The sequence below is a fragment of the Flagellimonas sp. genome, assembly GCF_965601775.1.
GTDB lineage: Bacteria > Bacteroidota > Bacteroidia > Flavobacteriales > Flavobacteriaceae > Flagellimonas.
In genome coordinates, this window is record NZ_OZ271837.1 from 3,059,952 (window position 1) to 3,086,323 (window position 26,372).

Annotated in this window: 24 protein-coding genes; 1 reads left to right on the top strand and 23 read right to left on the bottom strand. The window is 41.8% G+C overall.

The features are described from left to right. Positions 1–228 precede the first annotated feature (228 nt). The 22 genes from ACSLUF_RS14170 to ACSLUF_RS14275 form a co-directional block, all read right to left on the bottom strand. Positions 229–981 carry a methyltransferase family protein gene (locus ACSLUF_RS14170; protein ID WP_435623418.1) on the bottom strand — a complete coding sequence of 251 codons (753 nt, stop codon included), beginning with the start codon at positions 979–981 and terminating at the stop codon, positions 229–231. A gap of 73 nt (positions 982–1,054) precedes the next feature. Continuing rightward, positions 1,055–1,981, bottom strand: a complete 927-nt coding sequence (locus tag ACSLUF_RS14175) for a helix-turn-helix domain-containing protein (protein ID WP_435625845.1) — start codon at positions 1,979–1,981, stop codon at positions 1,055–1,057. 433 nt (positions 1,982–2,414) lie between these two features. After that, the gene (locus ACSLUF_RS14180) at positions 2,415–2,972 is read right to left on the bottom strand and encodes a type 1 periplasmic binding fold superfamily protein (RefSeq protein ID WP_435623419.1); all 558 of its coding nucleotides are present in this window, start codon (positions 2,970–2,972) and stop codon (positions 2,415–2,417) included. A gap of 19 nt (positions 2,973–2,991) precedes the next feature. Continuing rightward, positions 2,992–5,391: a TonB-dependent receptor gene (locus ACSLUF_RS14185; protein ID WP_435623420.1), complete on the bottom strand. Its 2,400-nt coding sequence runs from the start codon at positions 5,389–5,391 to the stop codon at positions 2,992–2,994. 39 nt (positions 5,392–5,430) lie between these two features. Beyond that, the gene (locus ACSLUF_RS14190) at positions 5,431–5,760 is read right to left on the bottom strand and encodes a hypothetical protein (RefSeq protein ID WP_106143129.1); all 330 of its coding nucleotides are present in this window, start codon (positions 5,758–5,760) and stop codon (positions 5,431–5,433) included. Between the two features lie 83 nt (positions 5,761–5,843). Continuing rightward, positions 5,844–6,413: a helix-turn-helix domain-containing protein gene (locus tag ACSLUF_RS14195; RefSeq protein ID WP_106143130.1), complete on the bottom strand. Its 570-nt coding sequence runs from the start codon at positions 6,411–6,413 to the stop codon at positions 5,844–5,846. A 12-nt stretch (positions 6,414–6,425) separates the two neighbouring features. Then, complete coding sequence (locus ACSLUF_RS14200; protein ID WP_106143131.1) at positions 6,426–6,620, bottom strand: hypothetical protein; 195 nt, start codon at positions 6,618–6,620, stop codon at positions 6,426–6,428. A gap of 301 nt (positions 6,621–6,921) precedes the next feature. Further along, positions 6,922–7,635: a hypothetical protein gene (locus tag ACSLUF_RS14205; protein ID WP_435623421.1), complete on the bottom strand. Its 714-nt coding sequence runs from the start codon at positions 7,633–7,635 to the stop codon at positions 6,922–6,924. A gap of 1 nt (position 7,636) precedes the next feature. Continuing rightward, a complete protein-coding gene (locus ACSLUF_RS14210) occupies positions 7,637–8,218 on the bottom strand; it encodes a DUF2911 domain-containing protein (protein ID WP_435623422.1) in 582 nt (193 codons plus the stop codon). Between the two features lie 6 nt (positions 8,219–8,224). After that, positions 8,225–8,707, bottom strand: a complete 483-nt coding sequence (locus ACSLUF_RS14215; RefSeq protein WP_435623423.1) for a nuclear transport factor 2 family protein — start codon at positions 8,705–8,707, stop codon at positions 8,225–8,227. Between the two features lie 58 nt (positions 8,708–8,765). Then, positions 8,766–9,437 (bottom strand): class I SAM-dependent methyltransferase, encoded by a 672-nt coding sequence (locus tag ACSLUF_RS14220; RefSeq protein ID WP_435623424.1) that lies wholly within the window; start codon positions 9,435–9,437, stop codon positions 8,766–8,768. Between the two features lie 344 nt (positions 9,438–9,781). Beyond that, positions 9,782–10,309, bottom strand: a complete 528-nt coding sequence (locus ACSLUF_RS14225; protein WP_435623425.1) for a hypothetical protein — start codon at positions 10,307–10,309, stop codon at positions 9,782–9,784. Between the two features lie 114 nt (positions 10,310–10,423). Further along, on the bottom strand, positions 10,424–10,942 hold the full coding sequence (locus ACSLUF_RS14230) for a DUF3347 domain-containing protein (RefSeq protein ID WP_435623426.1): 519 nt from the start codon (positions 10,940–10,942) through the stop codon (positions 10,424–10,426). Positions 10,943–10,958: 16 nt separating this feature from the next. Beyond that, positions 10,959–11,414 (bottom strand): heme-binding domain-containing protein, encoded by a 456-nt coding sequence (locus ACSLUF_RS14235; RefSeq protein WP_435623427.1) that lies wholly within the window; start codon positions 11,412–11,414, stop codon positions 10,959–10,961. Beyond that, positions 11,415–12,044: a DUF3347 domain-containing protein gene (locus ACSLUF_RS14240; protein WP_435623428.1), complete on the bottom strand. Its 630-nt coding sequence runs from the start codon at positions 12,042–12,044 to the stop codon at positions 11,415–11,417. Between the two features lie 74 nt (positions 12,045–12,118). Continuing rightward, positions 12,119–14,446, bottom strand: a complete 2,328-nt coding sequence (locus tag ACSLUF_RS14245; protein WP_435623429.1) for a multicopper oxidase domain-containing protein — start codon at positions 14,444–14,446, stop codon at positions 12,119–12,121. Between the two features lie 342 nt (positions 14,447–14,788). Further along, the gene (locus ACSLUF_RS14250) at positions 14,789–15,244 is read right to left on the bottom strand and encodes a hypothetical protein (protein WP_435623430.1); all 456 of its coding nucleotides are present in this window, start codon (positions 15,242–15,244) and stop codon (positions 14,789–14,791) included. A gap of 22 nt (positions 15,245–15,266) precedes the next feature. After that, on the bottom strand, positions 15,267–17,123 hold the full coding sequence (locus tag ACSLUF_RS14255; protein ID WP_435623431.1) for an efflux RND transporter periplasmic adaptor subunit: 1,857 nt from the start codon (positions 17,121–17,123) through the stop codon (positions 15,267–15,269). Positions 17,124–17,141: 18 nt separating this feature from the next. Then, positions 17,142–18,407 carry a TolC family protein gene (locus ACSLUF_RS14260; RefSeq protein ID WP_435623432.1) on the bottom strand — a complete coding sequence of 422 codons (1,266 nt, stop codon included), beginning with the start codon at positions 18,405–18,407 and terminating at the stop codon, positions 17,142–17,144. Next, the gene (locus ACSLUF_RS14265; RefSeq protein WP_106143140.1) at positions 18,400–22,239 is read right to left on the bottom strand and encodes an efflux RND transporter permease subunit; all 3,840 of its coding nucleotides are present in this window, start codon (positions 22,237–22,239) and stop codon (positions 18,400–18,402) included. Before ACSLUF_RS14265 ends, ACSLUF_RS14260 begins: the two co-directional genes overlap by 8 nt. Before the next feature lie 104 nt (positions 22,240–22,343). Beyond that, positions 22,344–22,724 carry an HYC_CC_PP family protein gene (locus tag ACSLUF_RS14270; RefSeq protein ID WP_435623433.1) on the bottom strand — a complete coding sequence of 127 codons (381 nt, stop codon included), beginning with the start codon at positions 22,722–22,724 and terminating at the stop codon, positions 22,344–22,346. Between the two features lie 112 nt (positions 22,725–22,836). Further along, positions 22,837–23,280, bottom strand: coding sequence for a hypothetical protein (locus tag ACSLUF_RS14275; RefSeq protein ID WP_435623434.1), 444 nt, complete (start codon positions 23,278–23,280; stop codon positions 22,837–22,839). Between the two features lie 191 nt (positions 23,281–23,471). Between ACSLUF_RS14275 and ACSLUF_RS14280 the strand changes: the two genes are divergently transcribed. Then, the gene (locus tag ACSLUF_RS14280) at positions 23,472–25,703 is read left to right on the top strand and encodes a TonB-dependent receptor family protein (RefSeq protein WP_435623435.1); all 2,232 of its coding nucleotides are present in this window, start codon (positions 23,472–23,474) and stop codon (positions 25,701–25,703) included. 54 nt (positions 25,704–25,757) lie between these two features. Here the strand turns inward: ACSLUF_RS14280 and ACSLUF_RS14285 are convergent, their stop codons facing one another. Continuing rightward, on the bottom strand, positions 25,758–26,342 hold the full coding sequence (locus ACSLUF_RS14285; RefSeq protein ID WP_435623436.1) for an RNA polymerase sigma factor: 585 nt from the start codon (positions 26,340–26,342) through the stop codon (positions 25,758–25,760). Positions 26,343–26,372: the final 30 nt, after the last annotated feature.

Genomic DNA, 26,372 nt, shown 5'->3' on the forward strand with positions numbered 1-26,372 from the left:
AAATGTTAGCGCTAAAAGGTCATTCTTTGACTTATTTGAGTTTGCTACCTAATGCACTACCTTAGGGTAGTGCACTTCCAGCCGTTTTGAGTGCCTTTTAACGGTAATTGAACTATGGGAGATGGACGGTATGAAGGCGTGTGCATGATTTCCATATTTGATATTCCTTAAATACCCTTACCTATAATAATCCATTTTGTTATGGATTCAGGTAGCCCCCCTTATTCTTCAATGATTGGTCTCAGTCAGGAATTTTGATTTTTTCATAATCTTTAAGACGATATAAAGTACTAATGAACCCAAAGCACTATAAAACCAAAAGTCGTATTTAACTTCAATAGACCTTGCTTTTATCGAATCACCTATAAATCTAAAAGTCCAAAACAATAGGAATAAGGCCACTAATCCGGTTTTTTCCTGTTTCAATGTCTTTTTAAGACTAAAGGGATATTTGGCTTTTTTATAATGTTTCAACGAAGGGATAAATATTGGGGTCTTCGTGGCCCAATCCAGATATGTGCTTTTGAATTTTTGTCTCAAAAAGCTTTCTTCGGCATACATAATACGTTCATAATAAAGGGCAAAGAACAAAATGAAAGCTATAACAAACCATGTGTTTTCAGTCAGCATAGCCACTCCGAGCCACATAAAGAAATTGCCTAAGTATAGGGGATGCCTGGCCAATGAATATAAGCCAGTAGTGTTAAGTTCTTCAGCGATTTGTCCCTCTTTGGTATTTCTACCGGAAGTGTTATTAGGTGAATATCCAATGGTAAGCACCCTAACCGCTAACCCAAATAAACTAATACCAAGGCACGTAAAATAGAATAATTCCGAGTTCCAACTATGGGTTGCCACATGGTTAGTAGATTTTTGGTCAATAAATACCACTAAACCAATTGATACAATCATCATGGGTATCCAACTCCTGTTTTTAAATAAATAGTCTCCCTGTTCTTTCAATTCTTCATGTAAGGCCATTCCTAAGGATTTAAAATTTCCCCTAAGAACGAAATCTTTACATATAAGATTACTTGCCTATTGTCCAGAATACTTATTCTGTACCAGTTGTATTTTTTCCATTAAGGGAATTTTTGAATTGCGAAGGTGTCAGTCCCTTAATCTTTTTGAAAGTGGCATTAAATGAGGACTTAGAGCTAAAACCTACTTCCGACGCTATTCCGAAAAGGGTATAATGGGCATATTGGTCATTTTGCAGGTTGGCAGCAAATGCTTCAATCCTGTATCCATTAACAAAATCCTGAAAACTGATATTCATATGTACGTTAAGAACCTCAGAAATATATAGCCTTGGAATATTTAATTTTTTTGACACACTATGGATGGACAACCTGGGATCTAGATAAAGCTTTTCCTTTTCCATTATCTGTATCAAAGCATTTTTATAGTTTTTGATGGACTCTGGTTTTAAGTTTGAGGATTTGTATTTGGTAATCTTGACACCTGGTATAAGCTCCTTTGGTTTTATTATTAAGTAGAACGTTATTACATAAAACAAAAATGCGACGATGAGAATCAAATAGGTGTTAAAATCATCGTCATCGGAAAACACAATAGGCGCCATCTCAAACAAATCGAGAATTCCATTTATGTTTGATACGCTCAATATTAGTACTATGGGGATGCCAAAATACAAAATCCAATTTGCCTTTTGGGTTTTTAGCAAGTTGTACACAATGTGGAATACGTATCCCAAAAACACAAACTCAATGAACGTCTCTGGTATTTCTATAAAATCATCTTCCTGTTCTGAGAAAATTTCCAACAATTCACTCAAAAACAAAAATATACTAGGTAAGAAAAACAAATAGTCCCTTTTCAAAAAAACCTCTTTGCCAGAATTAAAATACTTGAAGTATAAAAAAAGAAATGTAAGAAACAACGAGCTGTCAAAAAAGAACCAATCTGCATCTTCCATGAACAGGTTATTATCGTCATCCCCAACTATGTACAATAACACTGATATAATACTTCCACAAAAAAGCCAAAAGTTTATTTTTCTATATTTTCTTTTGCTTTTGTAAAAAACAAGTAGGAGGAAAAGGCCTTGCACCAGGGCAACTATTTGTACAGTCTTAAGCATCGGTTAAATTTTGTTCATTTCCGTATTTAAATAAGTATATGATATAAATTATCCGGTTTTTGGAAGGTTTTCAAGCCTATGTACCGTTGAACCTTCCAGAATAATCCAGACAAAAACGATTGTTCCGATAATTTAATCAAGCGAATATGTTTTATGCGAGTTTTGTGCAATGCCACCCTACATTTTAACTCACAGTCGGCTATTTTTTTGACATTCGCTTACTTACCAAGACCTAGAGCAAGATACCCTCCACCAATAATTATGGAAGGCATCTATTTAATAAGCGAATAAAAGGGTCGTGAATTCAAATCTACTCGATCGTAACATTAAAAGGTGCTGCAATGTCTGTTTCGCCCCCGGCATCATTTAGCCCTGTATTTGGTTTAGTGGGTAGGTGTATAAGGGTAAACGTCAATATTCCAGAGCTTGCCGCACCCGCAGTTAACGTAAATTCCGTTCCAAGGGGATTTCCGTTGCTATCAAAATTGCCATACTCGGTTGTCACATCAAGGCCGCCAGCAACGGTATAGAAAAACTGATGGTCCACATCTTCTTCTTCTTCTACTTCCTCAGTTATAATTTCTGGGGGATTCACAGTTTCATTGAGAATCACAATAGTACCATTGTAGGTAACCCCAGCAGTGAGATTACCCGAAATAGTAATGACCGGAGGCTCCGGGCCATCGTCATCCAAATCACGGGTCTGCAAAGTAATGGTAGTCCCACCGCCTTGAGGTTCAAGCGTAACCGTTAAGGTGGTTAGTGGTTCTTCTTCATTCACCGGCTCTGGTGTATCCGCGTCATTTGAACAGGATACAAATAAGGCTAGTGCAAAAATTGAAGTGGTTAAAGATTTCAAATTTTTCATAATCTTTAATTTTTAGTATTTAATAATTGATCTTAAGGTTTACTGTAAAATTTCTACCTAAATCATCTGCGTAATAACGTAATCGGTTCAGGTAGTTTCTAAATGATATGTTCAACAGGTTTGTAATGCCCAAGCCTAGCGTTAGATTTGACTTTTTGTTGATAGTAAAATCTAGGCTTGAATTAAAATTAAGCAAGTGGTATGCGTTTGGTGGTGTGCTTACATCAACCATCTCCACAGTCTCGGTTTCCGGAATGAAGACCTCAAAGTTGTTATCCGGAAATTCATTCTGACGGAAGAAATACTCGCTCTGTAACGACAGTCGAAGGTTGTTGAACTCTGTATTTTGATAAACAATTTCGTTCTTTATATTCACGGGGGGCATACTAATCAGTGGCTCGTCTCTATTACGGTCGTAGCCCTTTACTAAGGAAAACTGGCTGTTGGTGCGAAAGTTTTTAGCGAAAGCGTAGGACGCATCAACATCTATGCCGAGCAATTGGGCATTGGTTTGGCGATATTCCCACACCTGAAAATTACCTCTGATTGTTTGTCTAATCTCAGTAGGTTCAATGACGATAAAGTTTGAAATCGAGTTGATATAAGGGCTTACTGAAATGCCAAACAAGCCATTGTCCCTTTGAAATGTCATCGATACTTTGTGCCCTATCTCAGAATCAAAACTCAAATCGCCCAGTTCGATTCTGGACGCGGAATGGTGCAGGCCTTCACTAAAGAGTTCTGAGGGATTGGGTGCACGTGAGGCAATGGAATAATTAAAAAAGAGGTTATAATCATTTTCCAAAGAATAGGTTGCACCCAACATTCCCGAAGCATTGTAAAAATTCAATTGTGGGTTGGTTAGAATTTGATTTTCAAGCTCCTCAATAACTATTTCAGGGAATATCTGGTCGTAATTGCGCAATTCCCAAAAAGAGGTTCGATAGAATTTGAAAACGTCCATATAGACATAATCAAAACGTACGCCTGCTTCAACAAGCCATTGGTCATTTGCTTTATAATCCGCTATTGCATAAACACCCAAATCATATTTGTCATAGTCGGGTATCAATCGTCGCACACCGGTAGCCGGGTCCGCAAAGTTGTTTTGATATTTTCCCATCAGTCCTACTTTCAGATTTAATCCATCTGATAAGCGTGACTTAAGGTCCAACAACAAGGTATGGGTGTCTAGTTGCAAATCCAACGAAGCTCTTCCCCTTCCGTCACCGCGCCTAATATCGAATTCAAGACGATTGTTTCTTTGAAAATCATATTGCAGGCTCAGCTTCCCCAAACCATCAACCCTTTTGAAGCCTTTGATTCTTGCCAGATGATGGGTTACTTCTTGTCTGGGCTCATTGATTTTGTATGTAAAATCGTTTACGATGAACGGTCTGGGACTATTGATAGCGCGAATCTGGTCTCTGGCTCCGCCTATAACAGAAGCTCTTAAAATACCGATTTCGTTTTTAAATAGTGAATAATAGGCCTCTACACCATAGTCAAAACGGTTGAGACCCATTTGCAAAGAAACGTTACGTGCAAAAATACCTGTGTTGCTCAATACGTAATCGGGTGCTTCAAAATCGCCAAAGCGCTTCAAAGTTCCCTGGACCGACCCGTACCAGCCATTGTGATAACTCTTTGTCAATTGGGAAGTGATGGACGAACCACGTCCATTGCTTGCCGCAGTTAGCAGTGTTTTGCCGTAGAGACTATCTTTTACAGGGACCTTTAAAGCTTCCGCCACAATTATGCCCCCCACTGCATCACCACTGTATTGCAATGCACCGGCTCCTTTTATCAAGGTAAGGTGACCGACCGAATTGATATCCACATTTGGAGCGTGTTCCGCACCCCATTCCTGGTCTTCCATTTGCACCCCATTGTTGATGATTACCACACGACTGCTGTGAAGACCGTTTATAAGTGGTTTTACAATGGTGTTCCCCGTGTTTATGGAAGAGACCCCACTTAGACTATTTAGGGCGTCGCCAAGTGACCCGCTACTAAAACGTTCCAGTTCTTCTTTGGAAACCGTATTTTCAAAAGTTGTTTTGGATTTATTGCTGTAGGCCTTGCCTTCTACCACAACTTGATTAAGTTCTTCAAGATGGTGCTCTAGTTTAAATGATTTGGTCGTGTTGCCCAATACCTTGACCGTAAAACCTTTGGTCAAACAGAAGGGATGGGACACCTGTATGGAATAGGTTCCATCGCATAGGTTTGAAATAGCAAATCTACCATCCAAACCTGTTTGCACAGCCTGTTCAGTACCCGCAACAATAAGGGTAGCCCCCACGAGCAATGAACCATCGTGAAGGTCGGTTATGGTACCAGAAAGTATATTATCACAATTTTGAGACAATGATGCAATACTGCTGAAGAGCAATATTAGCAATGCATATTTACGCATATAATTCTTTGATTAAGTTGAAACTGATTTGTTCGCCTTTTAACAAAAGAATGGGGGTGCACGTAATTGTGTGTTGGTTCTATTAAAGGAATGGAACTGTGATAAAACAAAGGCTTTGTGAACCTTTTCAAAAATTCTACTGAGCAATAAATCTGGATACTCGATTAGGTCGTAGTCTATGGAGGTTAGGTGGAAATTGCATATCTCACATTTTGTAACGGTTTCATGGATATGTGTCACTTTTTCTGCACAAGTGATATGCTCGTGACCTTCGAACATATGAAAAAACCGGATGGCGGCAGGTGCCATTAAGGCTAAGGCGAGCAATAACGCAACAATATTTTTTCCAATCTGTTTTTTGTATTGCATCGTTTTTCTAACGGTTAGGAAGAATTGGTTTCACATAATTAAGAACACCTACGGCAGATCTTGCTCCTTTACAAGGGAATTTATTAGTGTACTTCATCCAAAGAATTTCTGTTTTGAATGGCACTGTTCTTAAATTTCGTTGGTGTCATCCCAGTGATTTTTTTGAATTGGTTGCTTAAATAGGCAACACTACTGTAATCCAATTGATAAGCAATTTCTTTTAAGCTCAGCTCATCATAAATCAATAATTCCTTGACCCTTTCAATTTTTTGATTTATGATGTATTGTTCAAAAGTGATGCTCTCTACTGAAGAAAACAACGAGCTTAAATACTTGTGATCTAGATTCAATTCATCTGCCATATATTCGGGCCACTTCACACCATCGAGTGATTTGGAATGATGAACCTTATTTATAACCAAATTTTTCATCTGTTCAATGAGCTGTCCCTTACGGTCATTGATGATTGTAAATCCGATTTTTTCAAGCCTATTTTTTAATTCTTCCTTAATTTCACCCATAAGTTCATCTTTTAACGTTATTTCACCCAAGGTGACATTGGTATACGGAATTACCATTTTATCCAAAATTTCTTCAATGGCCATTATACACCGAGGGCAGACCATATTTTTTATGTATAAAATCGACTTCATACTATTTAAAAACTAAAATCCGTACTTAGCTCTGAATTCCCATATGGCCTTAAAGAAAATGGCAATTAGCGCTATAATAAAAAACAACACCAAGGCCAAAATACCGTATATTTTTGTCCTCCTGTCCTTTCTTTCCTTCTCAGGGTTTGGTTTGACTTTTTTTAAATCCCTCTCCTCCTTTCTTCTGTTTCTTCTACTATCGCTCATTATTCAACTATTTATCCTACAAATTGTAATCAGGGCCATCTTCCACGATTCTCAATCGCAACGCTCCGTAACATCTCCGGTGAATCAAAAATTTTACTTCCCGAAAAGGGCAAGTAGAATAAGCGTGATCGTTAAGTATATTCCAAATAGTATAAAGATTGAAACAAAAAGATAAAGGCCCTCCTTTTGCCAGGAAACCCTTTCTGAGAACACTGGTTTCTTTCTCTTTTCCTCTTCTTGACACTTATCTTCCATAACAAATCACTCTTCCCATACCGCTTTGAATTCTTCACATTAAGCTTCAAATCACTTTTTTGGTCTTTTTCAACTTTCGTACAGTTGGTGAACTCACGAACCACAACAAGAATCCGCTCAGAACCGTAATCAATCCAAGTAATGAAAATGCCCTTAGCAGAGTGGTGTTGAAATCATCACGTGTTTGATAGTCCATTGTATGGGTCATCCATAAAAAGTCGAACCATCTCCAGTTTCGGTGTCGAACCGTTTGGAATGCACCATTTTTCACGGCCACGTAGGCTTTAAGGTTCTGAGGAGTGTCGTAAGTAATTTCGTAAGCAGGCAGGAGCCTACCACGGTATTCATGTTGGTCTCCCACCGTATTGATTATTTGAATCCCAGCCACTTGAAGTTCTGGAAGCATATGCCTTTCTGCAACCTGTAAAGCTTCGTGCTGCGTAACTTTAGTTTTCAACTCACCTGTTTTCGCGTCGTAGAGCTTGGATTTGTTGATCCAGTAATACGGCTTCCCGGCAATTTCAAGCAACTCCAATGATTCTATTGGATCCTGTAGTTGGAGACTTTGTGTGCCCAACAGGTTGCTGAATCCGGTTTGGCTTACTTTCTCCTTTTTGAAATGGTCACCATGTATCTCGTCAATGTCTGTCCAGCTAAAATACATGCCACTTATGGTCCACATCAGAAACTGGATTCCTAAGAAAATTCCAAGATACCGATGTCCTTTTCTTATTTTCTGGGCTGAGTGCCTATTTACCATATTAGTTATTTACCTTAAAATTGAATTCTACAGATACTCTCTCCCAACTCAATGAAATTGCACCTTCTTTATCATTAACCTTGTTGATTTGATATTCTAGATGTTCGGTCAATTCATCCGAAATCAAGGGTTTTACCTTAAAACGAAGAACATCTTCCTTTTCATCGTACTCATCTTTTCCGTGTTGGTTCCAATTGGAATTGAAAATGATGGTCCATTCTTCTTTTGATGGAATCGTAAAAAAACCATATTTCCCAGCCGGAAGTATTTTATTATCGATTAGTAAATCTTTATTTGTTTCTATCCAAGTAGCCATATGAGCTCCTGCTTGCCAGACCTGATCATAAGCCAATAAACCCCCAAATATGATTCTATCCCTGACTCCTGGAGATGAATAATCCATGTGTATGTGAGCATCACCTATCATTGCCATTGTTGAAGTAAGTGGGCTTAATACTTTTTTTGGAGGTTCGGTCGTTATTGCTCCTTTCGATTGCTCTGACAATGATTTGGTTTTCTGCTCTTTACAATTTGCAAAAAGAAGACCAAACACTACGATGCCTAAATAAATATATCGACTCATTTACTGTTACTTTTTATTTCTTGAAGATGAGTGGGTTTTAATTATTTTCCATTGGTCATCAGTTTTTTTCAATATTGAGGTGGCCACCCCTTTTCTTTTAATAATGCGGGGTGATGCGCCTTTTTCAGCTTGAAGTTCTATGGTATAGGTGTACGTTTCCGTAGTAAATGCATAAGGAATACCTACCTCGACTTGAATCATATAATCGGAGAACTCAAATCGATTGAAGTGTGAAAGTTCAGGCCCTAGGTGATGTTCTATATAATTCGCATAGGTACCTTCAATGCCTCCCTGCTCAAACACCTTTGAATCTGCGGAGAACAGTTCAAAAGTGCCTTCGGTGGTTTTGTTTTGTAAGGCTTCCTTGTATTTCTTCATGATTGCGACCACAGCCTCTTCTTCTGAGGATATCGTAGGTTCTTGAGCGTTGACCGCTGTTAATGCCATTACCGCCAGCAATGGCAAGAAAAAGATTTTGATTCTTTTCATTTTTATCGTTTTAAGGTTATTCATTATTTTTCTTATGTTTTATGAATTGTCATTACTTCTAAACCCTACCAAAATTTGGTTTTTTCCCCTGATAATAGCAGTAGCTTCCAATTTTTGTGTTTACGTGGCCCACTTCTGCCACGTTTTCAAACCCAGCAGCCACCATAAAATCCGGTATAAGTCCTTTTACGTTGTCGGCCGTGGTCGCAAAACCGTCAAGAATTTGGACCGAATAGAACATGCCTCTCATCAACCTGGATTTAGGTTTTCCCCAATCCCCAATGAGCAGTGCCCCATCGGGTTTGAGCACCCTGCAAATTTCATTTAGACAGGAAATCTTAGCCTCCTTGTCCAGTTGATGGAACACCAACGAACTGAACACCTTATCATAGGTACTATCAGGATACGGAAAAACGCCGCCCCCGTAAAGATCCAGCTGGATTTCAATATCATTTTTCGTGAACTTCTCTTCAGCAATATTTTTGACCTTGGGGTCAATATCCAAACCAATATAGTTGGCACTTCCATTTTTAGTATTGGCCAAAATGAGATTCTGCCCGGTACCGAACCCAAATTCAAGGATTTCCTCACCGTCCAAAGGATCTAGAAAATCCATCAATTTATTTCTGAATTTCCTTTCAGGCATGGTGAACCTTATGGCCAAGTCATAGAACCCGGTCAACCAGTCATGGCCCAAAGCGGGAATAAATTCTTTTTTATCGTCCGTCATCCTACCTAATTTGACATCAATTCGCCGGCATTCACGTTTCAGTTGCTGCCTAATTGCTGGATTAGTGCCCAAAGGACTAAAAATCCTATTATGGCATAGAGGAAATAGTTCAATAGCCTTTTTAGCCTGTATCTATCTTTTTTACTGTTATCTCCCGAACTACAACAATCTTTCATAATGCTTAAATTTCATTGTGCCTGTCAAGGGAAGGGATTGCATACACCAATAATCAATTAGAAATCTCCCCTCCCATAACAGGACTTTGACTTTATAATTTTGCCTAGGTATCCATCAACATTGTCAACTAACTAATCAACCATTTTTACTTACAATGCGACAGCTACCTAGGGTTTTTTCATCTTTTTTACCACAGCTGAAAATATCAACCACGGCAATAATGCAAACTGCACCACAGGGGATACCCCTACCTTTACAAAAGGAAGAAGGGGCATGCTGGCCGCGTAGGTCCAATCTCCTCTACTGGTATGCCATATTTCAGCCAAAATTGCGCCTATGGTTCCTACCGTGACCAACACTACCAAGCGCGGTATGTTCAGTTCCCGTAACCAATAAACATCCTTGTACAGGATGGCAAAGCCAAAAAAAAGCAGGAGCACCATGAGCATATCAGCAACCGAGGCGAGGGCACAAAATGCAATGTGTTTCAGGTCATATTCAAATCCTTTGTACAAAGTGCCATGGGCAATTTCCCAAAGCAGGTTTACCACAAAGGCAGTCGAAGCTATGTTAAGAACATATTGCCCATATTCTTTTACATCGGTGACTTTTCCCTGAAAATGAACATAAGCCAACACCAGTAATAGGAGGACAAAGGTCGGGATAACAAAAATATCTATGCTCAGTGCATCCATACTGGTTCAGGATTTTGGTTTTGATTACAAATATTTCTCACTATACCTGTTAGAGGAAGGGATTCATCGACTAGTCGACCTCTCAAATCTTCCCTCCACCAAAAGGTGTGCCTATCATTGGATTACTTCTTCTACCTTTCCACAGCTTAACATCCGCACCCCGTAGTAGGGATTGCGGATATTTTCAATAGAAGAGAGCCAATAAGCGCCTCCATTGAGTGCCATTGGGCAGAAATCCTTATAGATTTTTCCCGATGTAACCGTTCCTTTCAACAAGGTTTCCATTTCATTACTTAAATCGGAAAAAGCCTTTCGCTGTCTCTTTAAATTATCCGTAGCAGCGATTTTCTGCGTGGCCGATAATGCCGCATCGGAACTCTTGACTTTTTCGAGCGCTTCGCTCAACATTACCGCTCCCTTTTGGGCATCGCCCGAGTTGGCGCCGACCAAGTCATTTTTAATATGCTCATAATGTTCGTAGGCATTGGCGATGTTCTTGTCGTTAAATTCCAACTCGACCACTTTGATTTCCATCTTGCTATGGTCATGGTTCAGCTCTATTTTGTGCTGTGCGTAGCCCATTGTAGTCCCCAACATGAGCAGGGTTACTACACCATTTTTTAAGTTCTTCATTTGTTGAATTTTTAGTTTATAAACTGTCCTTTAATTTTGAAACCCAATCGAGAACGGTGTTCCTCTCGTCCTCCGAAAGTTTTGCTTCCCTATGAATTAGTGTGTAAGACCAAAGGGGCATTTCTCCATTTTCTATCTGACTTATGATTGATTTTAACTTGCTGTTCTTTCTTCTGTTTGAATAATCAGCCCATTCGTTAAAATTCAATTCTTCCTTGCCATGGGTAACATGATCCTCCAAAAACCAGGCAACGGGTTGCACTTTGTTGTACCAAGGATAATCCGTGTTGTTGCTATGGCAATCATAGCAAGAGGTCGTAATGATGCGCTCCACTTGTTTCGGCACATCGTTTACTAGCATAAAATCAGTTTTTGGTATTGTGTTGCTTTGGTTTTGGGAAGTGGGAAAAAACTGAATCCCCACAAATCCAAGCAAAAGCACAAGCACTATTATTTTTAAGCTTTTCTTCACTTAGTTGATTTCCTTTTGTACACTTCCGCAGCTCAACATTTTAGCCCCATAATATGGATTCTTTATTTCCTTCGTAGCACTCAACCATTGCGCTCCTTTGTTGTTATTGTACATGGGGCAATAGGCCTGATAAAGCGTTCGATCTGAGCCTGTGATCGCCAAAAGGTCAATGACATCTTTGCTCAAGACGTCAAAATGTTCCCGCTGGTGCCCAATCTCACTTTTCGCAATATGCTCGGCGTGCTCGGTGGCGTCTTCAATGATATCGTTCAACTCAGCCTGTTGATTACTGGTAAATTTGCTAGAATTAAAGCTTTTTAGGCTGCTCTCGAGTCTTCCCCCTGCCATCGCCGCCCCGTCTTGATCGTCGGACACCAGGGCATTCTTTAGTGCAAGGTAGTCCGTTACTATATCAGACGACAGCATTGTCATTTCGTTATGAGGCATATCACCGTGATCCATTTGAGAGTGGTCTTCCATAGTCCCGTCCCTGTGACTGCCCTCTTCCACTTGTTCGGTATGGTGCCCTTCTTGGCCTTCCTGCTCTTTTTTCTTGTCCTTACAAGATGTGGCCGTTAGGGCTATCATCACTATGGCCAAAATTCCAGTTTTTACGTTTGCTTTTTTCATTATGATTTGATTTATGATTAATATAGATTGTTTAAAACGTTCCTAAATTTTTTGTTCATACTGGTCCATAATGGCTAAAATCGGACCAATAGACCGCCACCCCAGCCATATCGATTGTTATAATTCCCTTGTAAGGAAAAGTTGCGGGAAAGGATATATGAAACTCCCACCAACCATTGTGTTTCTCCTTCATAAGACGCGTTATTTTCCAATTTGTTGACCCATCCGAAATCGGCCCTGTACTCATATTCACCTTCAAGGAAAATCCTTGGGAAAATTAGGAAGTCCCGATCCAGACGAATTCTTGGGCGTAATTGATGGTCCATGCTCAGATCCACATTGAACCTATAGGGCGTAAAATATTTAACCCCAACTAGTCCAACCGTATTGAACTCATCAAATGAATCAGGTATTTCGGTCTCGCTGTTAATGCCCGCATATATTCGCACCCAGTCATTGAGATATCTATTGTAGTTCACCTCAACTTCAAGGTTTTGGTTGTAATCGAACTCTGCCCTTAAACCAAATTCGTTGCGAATATTGCTCGAGGTTAAAAAGATCTCATTAAAGTTCGAGCCTGCACGAGTCAATCCCCAAGAATAATAATGATCCGTCTCGTTGATAATTTTTTGCGCAGGAAAATTCTTCATTCTTTCATCTGGTGGGGTATCATAACCAAAAACCCTTGCCATACCACCCATCATATGGTATAGAACGTGACAATGGAAGAACCAGTCACCGTACTCTTCGTTGTAGAACTCTATGACCACTTTTTGCATCGGTGGCACGTTTACCGTATGCTTTAGTGGGGATCTCTCACCGTTTTTGTTGATTACCCTAAAGAAATGCCCGTGTAGGTGCATCGGATGGTGCATCATCGTAAGATTGTTCAAAGTGATCCTTGTTACTTCACCTCCCTTAATTTTTAGTTGATCGGTTTCTGACAAAGGAACACCGTTTATACTCCATACATATCGCTGCATGTTGCCCGTTAGATTCAACAAAATATCGTTTACGGGAACGTCGGATTTAAAGGTTGTATTTTCGCTTGCCTTTAGGTAATCATAGTTGAAGTAGGCCTTCCGGGCACCGAAATCAAAAGAAGAAGTGTCTTTTTGTACCATGGGCATATTATCTTTCATTTTGTCCGGCATCTGCCCGTCTTCCATTCCCATCTCCATAGTGTGCTGTTGATGTCTTTCTTCCTTCAAAGCGGTATTGCCCATGTTCATATGGCCTTTGATTTGCCCATCACCCATCTTCATCCCATACTTTCCCATAAGCACCTCTGGGGTATTCTTTTTTTGATTGCCTACCATTGCGGGGGCGCCCATTTTCATATCCATTTTGGCCATCTGTTTCATCATCTCTACTTTGTCTGGCCTATCCATTCTTTTTGCTGGATACAGGGTTCCTTGACCCAACCGTAACGAAGTGCTGCCAGAGCCGTCTTGTGCCGTGGCCGTTACTTCTAAGGTACCATCTGGTACCGTCACTATAACATCATAGGTTTCGGCAATGCCAAACAGGAAACGACTTTTGGATACAGGCTGTACATCGATACCGTCACTGCTCACCATAATTGGGTTACCCCCGCCAAAATCGACCCAATAGTATGACGAAGCGGCGGCGTTGACAAAGCGAAGTCGTACTTTATCACCGGTTTTAAATTCTGGATATTCTGCCACTATTTTACCATTGGTCAAAAATGCAGGGTAGTAAATATCCGAGATATCGGCACCCTCCATACGGTCTCGCCAAAATTTGAGCTGTGCAGCTAAAGCACCTTCTTTGATGACCCTGCCCAAAGGAACTGCTGTACCCTTTTTTACCTGATACCATTCATTGCCTCTCTTAAGGTTGCGCAATACGTTCATCGGTTTTTCGTTCGTCCAATCTGATAGCACCACGACCAAGTCTTTATTATATTCCAATGTTTTTTCTTTCGGGTGAATGATAATGGACCCATATACCCCTTTTTGTTCTTGAAGCATGGTATGGGAATGGTACCAATAGGTGCCCGATTGGTTAATGGGAATTCTGTATTGAAAGGTTGTGCCCGGTTCAATGGGTGGTGTTGTTAGATAAGGCACTCCGTCATAAAAATTAGGGAGGATCAACCCATGCCAGTGCACAGAGGTTTCCACATCCATTTTGTTGGTCACATTAATCAGGGCGAGGTCACCTTCCTTAAACTCCAAGACCGGTCCTGGAACACTCCCATTGATGGTCATCGCATTAGCAGTGACCCCACCGAGTGTCATCTTATTTCTTTCAATGGTAAGATTGTATTCCTTTACAGGTCGTCCTTCTTCATTTCTATCGCCCCCATTGGTTCCTACTTGGGCAATGCCTGAGCAGGAAACAAGAAGTAACAACAACATTGTAATTTTCCTTAACATTTTTTTCGTTTTAAGCTTTCAAAAATCATCTTAGCTCTACGATTGTACATATCTTGGCCGGAATGATATTAAAACTGTCTCATTAACTCTATTTGAAAACATACAACAGTCTGGGGTAGGTCCCTCACTCGGCGGGACGGTCCAACCATCCTTTGAGTCTGCCCACGGCCAATGATATCATCAACACAAGGATCCCAATTCCCAAGGCCCACCAATATGCGCCCATCATTTTATGTTTCGTGTACTTTTCAAAATCATTTTCAACTCGATTTCATCGTCATCTTTCTGCGTACCGTCGAAAGCTGGTATTGGAAAGATTTTCAATTTTCATGAAAACTTTCCTTAATGGTTCATTCGGCCAACTTCTTTGAACTTTTTAAAATTATCCTCTGATTCGAAATAGGCCACTTTACCTTCAACGTCCATAAGCACAATAAATGCCTCGGTTTTATCTACTCTTTGTTTACTAAAAGGGTCTATGCCCATTCTAGCTTCATCATTGTTGTTCAACGTCTTAACGCACATTTGACAACAACCATAGTAAGTCTTTCCATTGACGGGAACAGGCATCTGCAGTTTTCCCATATAGGCATCGTTCACCATACAGACCAGTTCAGTGGGCACTTGTGATCCTACCTCATAATTTTGGGCCATAGTCATCTTGGGCTGTGCCTCCTTGTTCTTGTTTTCGACCGTTGTCGGCCGTGGCACCTCTGTATTCTTTGTTTTTCCGGTCTCGGTTTTACAGCCTATTAGAGCAACGGCGGCAAATGCATAAACAATTACATGCTTTATCATATTTTTTGGTTTATTTTAGGACTTATTGATCTATCGTCGATTCTGTCGTGCCACAGGTCAACATTTTGCCTCCCATGTAGGGATTTTGTATCGCCTCTTCCAGGCTGAGCCAATAAGCTCCCTTGTTATTGTCCGCCATCGGGCAGAATTGTTCATAGATCTTTTGGTTGACCCCGAACAGTCTAACACCTTTTGACAAATGGGCCGATAAGTGTTTGAAATGCCCCCGCTGTTCTTCAATATCCGCGGTTTCACTTATTGATTTCGAAGAACTCTTTATTTCCTTTGAGATTGTCATCCAATGATCGTGGGCGCCATGATCCGTCAATAATTTCATATCTACTTTCGCAAGGAAATCCAAGAGTGCCGCGGCCTGCGTTTTGGCCATATTCCCATTATCCTTAACAAGGGCATCCTTGATGCTCAAATAGGTATCAAACACATTTTCCAATTGTCCCTTAAATGTCTCAGAGACCTTTAGACGCCCGTCCATTGCCGAATGGTCCGTCTTAGTTTCCATTTTGGAATGGTCCATGGAGGAATCGTCATCCATGTTCCCCTTTGTGCTGTTTCCATCGCCCATGTCCATTGCCCCATGGTTGTGGCCTGTCATCACGACTCCGCCCTCGGGATTCATCATGCTCTTTTGCCCTACCAGTTGAGCGGAGGCATCGATTCGAAAGACCCCATTTGTGGCAACGACCTCACCGGCTTCCAATCCCGATTCAACGATATAGTAATCCCCCATGTCCGCACCTAGTTCAATTTCTCGAAACACGAATGATATGGTTCTCTCGTGGGGCACTTTGACATATACCACGGCCCGCTTTCCCGTCCAGAGTACCGAGGATTTTGGTATTATAATGGCGTCCTCAACATCGGACATCTCTGCCGTGATACGACCATTGGCATACATTTCCGGCAACAATTTATTGTTGGGGTTTTTTACTTCCACCCTTACTTTTGCCACTCGGGTGCTCGAAGAAACAAAGGGGTCCACATAGGTGACCTTTCCAGTAAAGGTCTTTCCAGGGAGTGCCTGTATCGCGAAAGTCACCTTGTCATCGATATTGATCCAAGGAATATCGGATTCATAGGCTTCGAACATGACCCAAACCGTACTCAGGTTGGCAATTTCAAAAAGCGTTTGTCCTTCCATGATGTAATTTCCCAATTCGACGTTACGTTGCATAACGTAACCCGAATGGTCTGACAAAATATCTATCTGCTCCTGAACTTTTCCAGATTTTTCAATGGCATCAATTTGTGCGTCGGATAGCTTCCAAAGCTTCAGTTTGTTTCTTGAAGCTGCATATAGTTGAGGATACACCTCCTTGGATTTGATGGTTTCAAAGAGTTCTTTTTGTGCGGAGATCAGTTCCGGGGAATAAATGCGCACAATCTTTTGCCCGGCATATACCTTTTCCCCGGTAAAGTTCACATATAAGCGCTCTATCCTACCAGGAATATGGGAAACTTGGGAAAATAAAAGACGTTCGTCAGGTTTTACCCGGCCCAACAAATGGATCTCTTTGGCTGCATCCGACTCTTTGACGACCGTGGTCTGTATGTTTGCCAATTGTATGGCTTCCTCCGTCATCACTATTTCATTGGAAGCGATACTTTCCGAAGCATCCGATTCCTCAAGAGGAATCAGTTCCATGCCACAAATGGGACAATTACCAGGTTTTTCCATTTTAATCTGTGGATGCATGGAGCAAGTCCATAGTTGGGTCTCCGGGTCCTGGACATATTCATGTTCACCATCTTTATGGGAATTCTCGGAACCTCCTCCTGAAAAAAGACTCCCTATAAGTATACCAACAATCAGAATGCCGGCAGCGATGAAATAATTTTTGTATTTCTGAAAGTATTCCATGTCTTGATTTTTTAGCGTTTAATTTCCTAGTAAGTAATATATGAATGCCACTGCGGCATTTTTATCCGTTAATGCCTTTTGATAGGCCAGTTCATATTGCAACAATTGCCTTTCTATTCGCAATACCTCCTCAAAATCCTTGGAATCCGTGGAATACGAGGTAATGAGGATGTCCAGTACCTTCTTGGCAATTTCAGATTGCCTTTTGTTAAGGGCAATCCTTCTATCCCCGTCATTGAAGTCCTTGGAAGTGTTCTCGTATATAGTGTTGAGGCTGTTTTTCTTGTCTTCCTTTTTTAGCATCTCGCCCTCTTGTAAATATTGCGCTTCCTTGACCATGGCCCTGTACTTTTTGCGGTACAGGGGAATCGAAATGCCGACCGATGGGAACAAAAAGGCATCTTCTCCGTTATCCGCCGCCGTTGACAAGGGGTTTTCCCCGACAATGGTGTAGCTCAATCCCACATTGAATTTGGGCATCCCCTCTTTTTTAGCTACCACTTCTTGATTTACAAAAGCATTTAACCTATGTTCAATGGCCTTCAATTGATGATTGGACGTATATATCTCATCAACGATATCCAATTGGCCTTCTGGCAGCCCGTCTTGCCACAAAACCTCCGGTATTGCTATTGGGTCCTGTGCATCTGTATTCAATAAATTATTGAATTTTACCTGTAAAGCGTATTTCATATCGCGGAACAAGGCCAATTGGTTTTCAAGGTCGTTCAGTTCTAGTTCCACTCTGAGCTCATCCACCACAGAGGCATTCCCCGCCTCTATTTTCACCAAGGACAAATTTTTGAAAATCTTGAGGATTTCTATATTCTCCTGGGTAATCTCAATGGCTTTTTCTATAAAATAATAATTATAATAGGCTGTTTTAACCTCAAAGAAGAGATTGGACTTTGAGTTCTCAAATTCCTCAAATTTGGCATTTGCCAACTCCGTGGCCACATCTTCTCTTGCGTTCAATAAACCAAACCATGGAAAACTTTGCGCCAGATTAAAACGCCATTCCTGGGGACCTACCCTAGTCTCCACGGGCTGTATAAAATATCCAAAGGCGACGGTGGGATCGGGCAAGGAGCCCACTTGGGGAACCTTTTCCATTGCCGCCATATAGTCATTGAACTTTCCTTTTAGTCCGGGATTTTTTTCAGCCGCAAGCTTTAGGTAGCCTTCGAGTTCAGATTGCCCGAATACGCAAGAACCTAATGCAAAAACGAATAGCATGAAAACAATGGTGTCCTTTATTGAAATAATCTTTGTTGATCTAAACATCGCTTTCTTTTAATTGTTTTATTAAATTTTTCTCTTTCCACATACTGTATAGTACCGGCACAACGAACATGGTCATTACCTGTAACAACATGCCACCGAAGGTCGGAATGGCCATGGGAATAACTACGTCCGAACCTTTACCGGTAGCGGTAAGAACGGGAATCAGAGCGATAATTGCAGTAGCTGCTGTCATCATTGCCGGACGGACCCTTTTGGAGCCCGCGTGCAGAACGGAAGTCCGTATTTCCTGTATGGTTTTGGGCTTTTCCTTTTCAAAGGTCTGCATGAGGTAGGTGCCCATAATGACTCCATCGTCCGTGGCGATGCCAAATAGTGCTATAAAGCCGACCCAGACGGCTACGCTCAGGTTTATCGTGTGCAGTTGGAACAGGTTTCGCATTTCTACACCGGCAATACCGAAGTTCAAGAACCAATCCTGGCCATAGAGCCAAATCATGATAAAACCACCGGCAAAAGCAACGAATATTCCCGTGAATACCATTAGGGCCGGGGTCATTGATTTAAACTGGAAATACAATATCAATAAAATGACGATCAATGAAATCGGCACCACGATCATCAATCGTTTTGAGGCCCTTATCTGATTTTCATAGTTGCCTGTAAAACGATAGGTTACCCCCGCAGGCAGCTGGAACTCGCCACTTTCCATTTTTGCTTCGATCAACTCCTGGGCATCCTCTACAACATTCGTCTCGGCATAACCTTCCTTCATATCGAAGATGACATAGCCGGTCAAGAAAGTGTCCTCACTTTTGATGACCTGGGGGCCTCGGACGTATTCTATATCCGCTAATTCTCCCAGTTCTACCTGAACACCTGCGGGGGTAGGAATCAATATTTTCTTGAGGTCGTCAGGGTTGTCCCTAAACTCCCGAGCATAGCGAACCCGAACAGGGAACCGCTCCCTACCCTCTACCGTAGTGGATAATTGTCTGCCTCCTACTGCCACGGACAGTTGCATTTGCATGTCTTTGATTGTCAAGCCATATCGTGACATCGCCTGTCTGTTCAACTTCATTTCCAAATATGGTTTGCCAACCACCCTATCGGCAAAAACGGTAGGCGGGTTCACACTAGGGACTTCCTTTAGGATATTCTCCAGTTCAAAGCCCACTTTTTCGATAACCTCCAACGTAGGTCCGAATACCTTAATGCCCATAGGTGCTCGCATACCCGTCGAAAGCATGATCAATCTGGTTTGTATGGGCTGGAGTTTTGGTGCCGATGTAAGCCCGGGAAATTTGGAGTGCTTGACGATTTCATTCCAGATATCGTCAGGTCTCTTTATCTTTTCCCGCCATTGCCTGAAATTTTCTCCGTCCTTATCCAATATGAGCTGCTCAACGCCAATTCTCCTAAATTCATCTTCCCCGTATTTATAGGTGGACCCATCCTTCAGTACAAAGGCATCTTCATCGTTTACCTTAAAGCGCATCCGATGGCCATCCTCGTCCAAAATATATTCGGGCAAATAGTTAATGGTGTTCTCGTACATGGAGGTGGGCGCAGGGTCCAAAGCAGAATTTACACGTCCCCATTTGCCCACGGCGGATGCAATTTCCGGTATGGAATTCAAGTGTTTGTCAACTGTTGCAATGACTTCCATGTTTTCAGTAATGCTCGAGTGCGGCATGGTGGTCGGCATCAATAGGAAAGAACCCTCGTCCAGTGCGGGCATGAACTCTTTGCCCAGCCCAGGGAACGTTTTGTCCAATTTATCCCAGACAACATTGTTTTTAGCAAATTCGGGCATAAACCCAAGAACTTGACCAAACCCCAACCAAATGTTCATCCCAAGGAAGACAACAAAGATGGGAATGAACAAAAACTTCCATTTATTGTTCAAACACCAAATCAAGATTCTCTGATAGAAATGCACGATTGCCATCAAGGCCCCAAGGACCAATCCAACAACCAAGATTACAAACATGAAGTTGATAAATGTCGAGTTTGCGACTCCCAAAGGCATCCATTCGATGGTCAATAGGTACACCAAAACAACAATGGCAATTGCAATGTTGATGTAATTGGCCAGTTTTTCAGAATAGGGCAATCTGATTTTCCCGCCAAAACCGTTCCAATTTGGTACTTGGGTCAATAGATTATTTATCCCAATGGCAATTAGGGCTATTGAAAGAAAGCTGCCATATGCAATAAGGGAAACAAGCCCAAAACCAATTAGAATGGCATTGAAAACCCTACTGGTTCTTTTGGTGTCTATTCTGATCGAAAACATAACTTTTGCCATCGCCGGAATGAACATGATCCCGATGAACAACGCTGAGACCAAGGCAAAGGTTTTGGTCCATGCCAGGGGCCTGAACAATTTTCCTTCGGCTGCCTGCATGGCAAATACAGGCAAGAAACTCACCACCGTAGTGGCGAGCGCCGTAATCACAGCGGTTGCCACCTCCACAGTGGCCACATATATGAGTTGAACCAGTTTCTTCCCCTTGGCCCCACGGTTTTCAGGCATTTCCAAATGCCTGACTATGTTTTCGGTAAAGACTATCCCGACATCGATCATTACGCCAATGGCAATGGCAATGCCCGATAAAGCCACAATATTGGCGTCCACCTTAAAATATTTCATCAGGATGAACGTCATCAACACTCCGACAGGCAATATACTTGAAATCAATACCGATGCCCTGAGATTAAGTACCAGGACGATTACAACCAGAATGCTTATCAATATTTCATGGGAAAGGGCCAATTCCAAAGTCCCCAAAGTTTCTTGGATAAGCCCTGAACGATCATAAAAGGGAACAATGGTTATCTTTGAAACCGTTCCATCGGCCAGGGTTTTTGATGGGAGACCTGGAGCCACTTCCGCTATTTTGTCCTTAAGGTTGTGGATTACCTCCTGTGGGTTTGCCCCGTACCTGGCAACTACGACCCCACCAACGGCCTCAACACCACTTTTGTCGAGACCGCCCCTTCGTCCCGCTGGGCCAAATTGTATTTTAGCAACGTCCTTGATACGAATGGGAACATTGTCCCTTACGGTGACAACGCTTTCCTCAAGATCCGATAAGTTTTTGATATACCCTAAGCCCCGAACTAGATATTCGGCCCTGTTGAACTCCAAAGTCCTCGCGCCGATATCAAGGTTGCTGTTCTTGACAGCGTTCATGATCATCCCTACATCGACATTGTTGGCCTTCATGGCATCGGGATCGATTTCAACCTGATACTCCTTTAAGAATCCACCGATGGAGGCCACCTCTGAGACACCGCTGGCCGCAGTTAGGTAATAGCGCACGTAAAAATCCTGGATTGTCCTAAGTTCCTGTGGGTCCCATCCACCTGCGGGCTTCCCGGTTTTGGGGTCCCTACCTTCCAAGGTGTACCAGTACACTTGGCCCAGGGCCGTGGCATCGGGTCCTAAGGCAGGGGTTACTTCATTGGGTACTGTACCTGGCGGCAGCGAATTCAGTTTTTCCAATATTCGGGTCCGACTCCAGTAAAAGTCCACATCGTCATCGAAAATGATATAAATACTGGAAAGGCCAAAAATGGAATTGCTCCGGATGGTCTTTACCCCTGGAATACCCAATAAGGCGGTGGTAAGTGGATAGGTAACTTGGTCCTCTATGTCCTGCGGGGATTGACCCATCCATTCTGTAAACACAATTTGTTGGTTCTCACCTATATCGGGAATGGCATCAACAGGTACCGGACTTCTGTCCATCCAAGAAAGTTCCCAGTTGAACGGGGCCGTTACGATTCCCCCAAAAACAAAGGCAAGGAGGAGCATAAATGTTATCAACCTGTTCTCAAGAAAATAACGGATTGTTTTATTTAGCATGGTATTTGATTATTAAATAATTGAAACTTGTGTTGAAAAATTCAACAAAAACGTACGTAGCCCCTGACGGTCAATCAACGGGCAATGTATTCAACTATTTAAAATCAAATAAGGAAAGTCTGGTCCAGAATCAAAATATCCTTTACCAACAAAGGTGGTGGATAAGTATTAAAAGATGTGTTGTTGTCAGTTGATTTGACGAACAGATTAAGAAAGGAATACGTATAGGAAGCTATGAACTGTAGTTGCTCAAAGCTTAGACTTTCAAAGGTTATGTTTAATTTGTCCTGTCCATCAACCGCAAGTAGTTCGTCCTCACAACAGTCTTTTTTTGAAAAACCTGTTTCATCCGAATACATCAGATTTGAACCTTCAATATTACAAGATTCCGCTTCGCCAAAGAAGGAGAAATCAACCAAAACATCACAACAATAATGTTGCTTTACCGTATAGGAAAAAGTAGAAAACAGCACAATCAGTGCCATTAAAAAGGATGATATTTTAAACAGAATCCTCTTCATTCAAGTGACAAAACTACAAAAATTTTAACATGAAAACCGTGTTTAACATAATTTTAGAAACGGAAGGACGGTCGTATCATTCCTTTTTTACAACAGATTCAGCGATATTCAACACAAATTCCACAAGATCTTTGATTTCCTCTGGAGGGTTGCCATGATCAAAGCCGGGGGATTCGTAGGTTCTCTTTTTTAAGGATATTTTTAATTTGGCGTGGGCGGCACCATCAGTCAACCTTCTATCCGACGGAGGCTTTAAATAAGGTATCCCTTTCAACGGTAAGCCTTCCAACAGTTCAACCAATTTTGCCCGTTGTTCATTCTTGATTTCCAAACTATCTGCGGTCTTGTTATTTCGCGTGCCGTGATAAACAAATATTTTATGCTTAACCACAACTCTTCTGGACATTCCTCTGGCAATGACCCGATATTCTATGACATAATCATCAAGTTCCTCCTGTGAAAAAAGAGAGAAATTTAAAAAGAGCACCATAAAAAGGGCAACTTCAATTTTGGCGATCATTTTTGTTTTTTGTTTTTCAAAGGTAACCAAACAAGAACGTCAGTAATCATGATATTGGTCATGGTGGGAATTTCGCATAGTTGAAAAAGAAGACCCAAAAAACTAATTGCAATCCTTCATAATTATTTTGCCGTCACTAAAAACATCCCTAGGTTTGCAATTTATTTTTATCTAATCTAAATAAATATTAAATGCGGAATTTCTTGTTGGCCTCTGCGGTCCTTTTGGTAACGCATAATAGCGTTTCTCAAGAAAATGAAATGGAAAAGGATTCGACCACAACTAAAATCGAGATGCTTAATGAGGTGGTAGTCAATGGAAACGCAATCCTAGGGAGCGAATTCGAAGCAAGGAACAGGACGGGATCGGCTCAATTTATTTCAGAAAAGGAATTGAAAAGATTTGGCTACACCGATGTCAACAGAACGTTGAAACGAGTTCCCGGGGTCAACATATATGAGGAGGATGGATTTGGTCTACGACCTAATATCAGCCTAAGGGGCACTTCACCCGAAAGGAGCGCAAAAATCAACCTTATGGAAGATGGGGTCCTAATTGCCCCTGCCCCCTACAGCGCACCTGCGGCGTACTACTTTCCCACTCTTGGCAGAATGCAGGCCTTGGAAATTCTAAAGGGAAGCAGTCAGATCCAATACGGCCCAAATACGACGGGTGGGGCGATCAATATGATCTCGGCACGGATTCCCGATCAATTTGGCGGTCAGGTTTCCCTATCGGCTGGCAATTACAACTCAAGGAACACCCAAGTTGTCATCGGAAATGATTTTGGGAATTTTGGATTTGTAAGTGAGTACTACAATTACAATTCCGATGGTTTCAAAAATCTGGATGGGGGCGGTAATACAGGTTTTGACAAATCTGACTACCTGGCAAAATTCCGAATAAATACAAATGAAGATGCCAGAATCTACCAAGCACTTGTATTCAAAATCCAATTTTCCGAGGAACAGGCCAACGAAACCTATTTGGGCTTGACCGATACTGATTTTGACCTGGACCCGTATCGAAGATATCGGGCCTCTTCCGAGGACGTCATGGATTCAGAGCACCAGCAGTACCAATTCACGCATTTTCTTAAATTTTCTCCGGTATTCAGTATCAATACCACTGGATACGTGAACAAATTTAAACGTAATTGGTATAAATTGGACGACGTCAACCTGGGGCAGCGCGTTGGAATAAGCACGGTGCTCTCAGACCCTACCACATATAACATGGAATACGCAGCGCTGCTGGGAAATACGGATACGGCGGCCGACGTGTTTGGAATTAAGGCCAATAACAGAGCATACCTTTCTAGGGGCATACAGTCCGTTGCCAAGCTGCGCTGGGGAACGGATTGGGTCCAAACCCTGGAGTTGGGGGTCAGGTACCACTCCGACGAGGAAGATAGATTCCAATGGGTGGACAGATATGCCTTCTCAAATAATAATCTCATACGCACAACAGTGGGGGCCAAGGGAGCCAATGCAAACAGAATCAACAATGCCAAAGCACTTTCGGCCCATGCGTTGTACAAACTAAATATCGGTAGGTTCACATTGACCCCGGGCCTACGATACGAGAACATTAAGATGGGGAGAATAGATTATGGGACCAACGACACGACAAGATCGGGCACGCAGCTTTCAGAGCGATTCAACAGAGTGGATGTTTGGATCCCTGGAGTAGGGGTAAATTATACCTTTACCAATAGCCTGTCCGTTTTTGGCGGGGCGCACAAAGGATTTTCTCCTCCCGGAACCGTCGACGGGCAGGATGCCGAAAAAAGCATCAATTACGAATTGGGAACCCGTTTTAACCATAAGGGAATTCGTGGCGAGGTAGTTCTGTTTTATAATGATTACCAAAATCTGTTGGGCAGCGATCTAGCCGCTAGTGGGGGCACTGGCAGTTTGGATCAGTTTAACGCGGGGGCTGTGAGGGTCAGTGGGGCGGAACTGTTGTTGGATTACGATCTCCTGAAGAACACTTCTGAAAAATTCAGGCTTCCGGTGTCCTTTACCTATACCTTGACGGATACGGAATTTCTAAGCTCCTTTGAAAGCGACAACGACATCTTTGGATCGGTCACCGCAGGAGATGAAATACCATACATAGCGAAAAACCAATTCAATCTGAATTTGGGACTGGAACATGAGAGATTTGTCCTTGATGTAGGGGCACGCTACACGGATGCTTTCAGAACCCGAGCTGGAACTGGCACTATTGCACCAAATCTAAGGGTGGAATCGAATTTTGTAATCGATATGACGGCAAAATATTTTTACAACAAACATTTTATGTTTTCCGCCAATATCATAAACCTGTTGGATGAAGTTTACGCGGTATCAAGGGTTCCTGCCGGTTTAAGGCCGGGACATCCCTTTGGGGTCAATTTTTCAATGGCCTATGGGTTTTGACATATGGGAAGTTGTTGAACCGGGATATGGGAACAGTCGATGGTTTCCAGCAGCTTAGTACAAAAGTCTGACGGCCAAAAATAGCACTTGGATTTTTTCATTTAACCTGTCCCTTAACGTCCTTAGAGCTTTGGTCAGATGCCCCTCCACAGTTTTTACGGAGATGCCCAAGTGTCCGGCAATTTCTATGTTGGTCAGACCTTCCATCTTGCTCAACCTAAAAATTTGGCCACACTTATTGGGAAGTAGATCAATCTCATTTTCCACAATTCTTATTTTTCGCTGTATTTCTTCCTGTTGGGCTTTTGAAACAACATCGTCCAAAGTATCGGCAAATGCTTTTTCCAGTAAATGGGTTTCTTTCTTGTATTTTTTTATATGGTCCAGGAACCCATTGCGAACTGTTCTGTACAACCACCCTTTAATCAAAACACCTTCCTTTAAATTCTTCCTTTTTTTCCATAATTTAAAGAATGATTCTTGCGTCAGGTCCTTTGCCAAGGATTCGTTACGGCATAAACTTCGGGCGTAGCCGAAAACCTGATCATAATAGCATTCTATAATAATTTCAAAGCCTTTATCATCTATGGCAGAAGCTGTTACCGTTTCGAAATTCCCATTTTGCAACACAAAATCCATAGGCAATTTTAACAAAAAAAAATATCATTG

Bases quoted from the DNA above. Each gene is read 5' to 3' on its own strand.
- ACSLUF_RS14240 (WP_435623428.1), bottom strand. From the start codon at position 12,044: ATGAAAAAAGCAAACGTAAAAACTGGAATTTTGGCCATAGTGATGATA.
- ACSLUF_RS14245 (WP_435623429.1), bottom strand. From the start codon at position 14,446: ATGTTAAGGAAAATTACAATGTTGTTGTTACTTCTTGTTTCCTGCTCA.
- ACSLUF_RS14250 (WP_435623430.1), bottom strand. From the start codon at position 15,244: ATGATAAAGCATGTAATTGTTTATGCATTTGCCGCCGTTGCTCTAATA.
- ACSLUF_RS14260 (WP_435623432.1), bottom strand. From the start codon at position 18,407: ATGTTTAGATCAACAAAGATTATTTCAATAAAGGACACCATTGTTTTC.
- ACSLUF_RS14200 (WP_106143131.1), bottom strand. From the start codon at position 6,620: ATGAGCGATAGTAGAAGAAACAGAAGAAAGGAGGAGAGGGATTTAAAA.
- ACSLUF_RS14220 (WP_435623424.1), bottom strand. From the start codon at position 9,437: ATGACGGACGATAAAAAAGAATTTATTCCCGCTTTGGGCCATGACTGG.
- ACSLUF_RS14180 (WP_435623419.1), bottom strand. From the start codon at position 2,972: ATGAAAAATTTGAAATCTTTAACCACTTCAATTTTTGCACTAGCCTTA.
- ACSLUF_RS14205 (WP_435623421.1), bottom strand. From the start codon at position 7,635: ATGGTAAATAGGCACTCAGCCCAGAAAATAAGAAAAGGACATCGGTAT.
- ACSLUF_RS14275 (WP_435623434.1), bottom strand. From the start codon at position 23,280: ATGATCGCCAAAATTGAAGTTGCCCTTTTTATGGTGCTCTTTTTAAAT.
- ACSLUF_RS14285 (WP_435623436.1), bottom strand. From the start codon at position 26,342: ATGGATTTTGTGTTGCAAAATGGGAATTTCGAAACGGTAACAGCTTCT.
- ACSLUF_RS14195 (WP_106143130.1), bottom strand. From the start codon at position 6,413: ATGAAGTCGATTTTATACATAAAAAATATGGTCTGCCCTCGGTGTATA.
- ACSLUF_RS14225 (WP_435623425.1), bottom strand. From the start codon at position 10,309: ATGGATGCACTGAGCATAGATATTTTTGTTATCCCGACCTTTGTCCTC.
- ACSLUF_RS14230 (WP_435623426.1), bottom strand. From the start codon at position 10,942: ATGAAGAACTTAAAAAATGGTGTAGTAACCCTGCTCATGTTGGGGACT.
- ACSLUF_RS14185 (WP_435623420.1), bottom strand. From the start codon at position 5,391: ATGCGTAAATATGCATTGCTAATATTGCTCTTCAGCAGTATTGCATCA.
- ACSLUF_RS14210 (WP_435623422.1), bottom strand. From the start codon at position 8,218: ATGAGTCGATATATTTATTTAGGCATCGTAGTGTTTGGTCTTCTTTTT.
- ACSLUF_RS14170 (WP_435623418.1), bottom strand. From the start codon at position 981: ATGGCCTTACATGAAGAATTGAAAGAACAGGGAGACTATTTATTTAAA.
- ACSLUF_RS14280 (WP_435623435.1), top strand. From the start codon at position 23,472: ATGCGGAATTTCTTGTTGGCCTCTGCGGTCCTTTTGGTAACGCATAAT.
- ACSLUF_RS14270 (WP_435623433.1), bottom strand. From the start codon at position 22,724: ATGGCACTGATTGTGCTGTTTTCTACTTTTTCCTATACGGTAAAGCAA.
- ACSLUF_RS14215 (WP_435623423.1), bottom strand. From the start codon at position 8,707: ATGAAAAGAATCAAAATCTTTTTCTTGCCATTGCTGGCGGTAATGGCA.
- ACSLUF_RS14265 (WP_106143140.1), bottom strand. From the start codon at position 22,239: ATGCTAAATAAAACAATCCGTTATTTTCTTGAGAACAGGTTGATAACA.
- ACSLUF_RS14190 (WP_106143129.1), bottom strand. From the start codon at position 5,760: ATGCAATACAAAAAACAGATTGGAAAAAATATTGTTGCGTTATTGCTC.
- ACSLUF_RS14255 (WP_435623431.1), bottom strand. From the start codon at position 17,123: ATGGAATACTTTCAGAAATACAAAAATTATTTCATCGCTGCCGGCATT.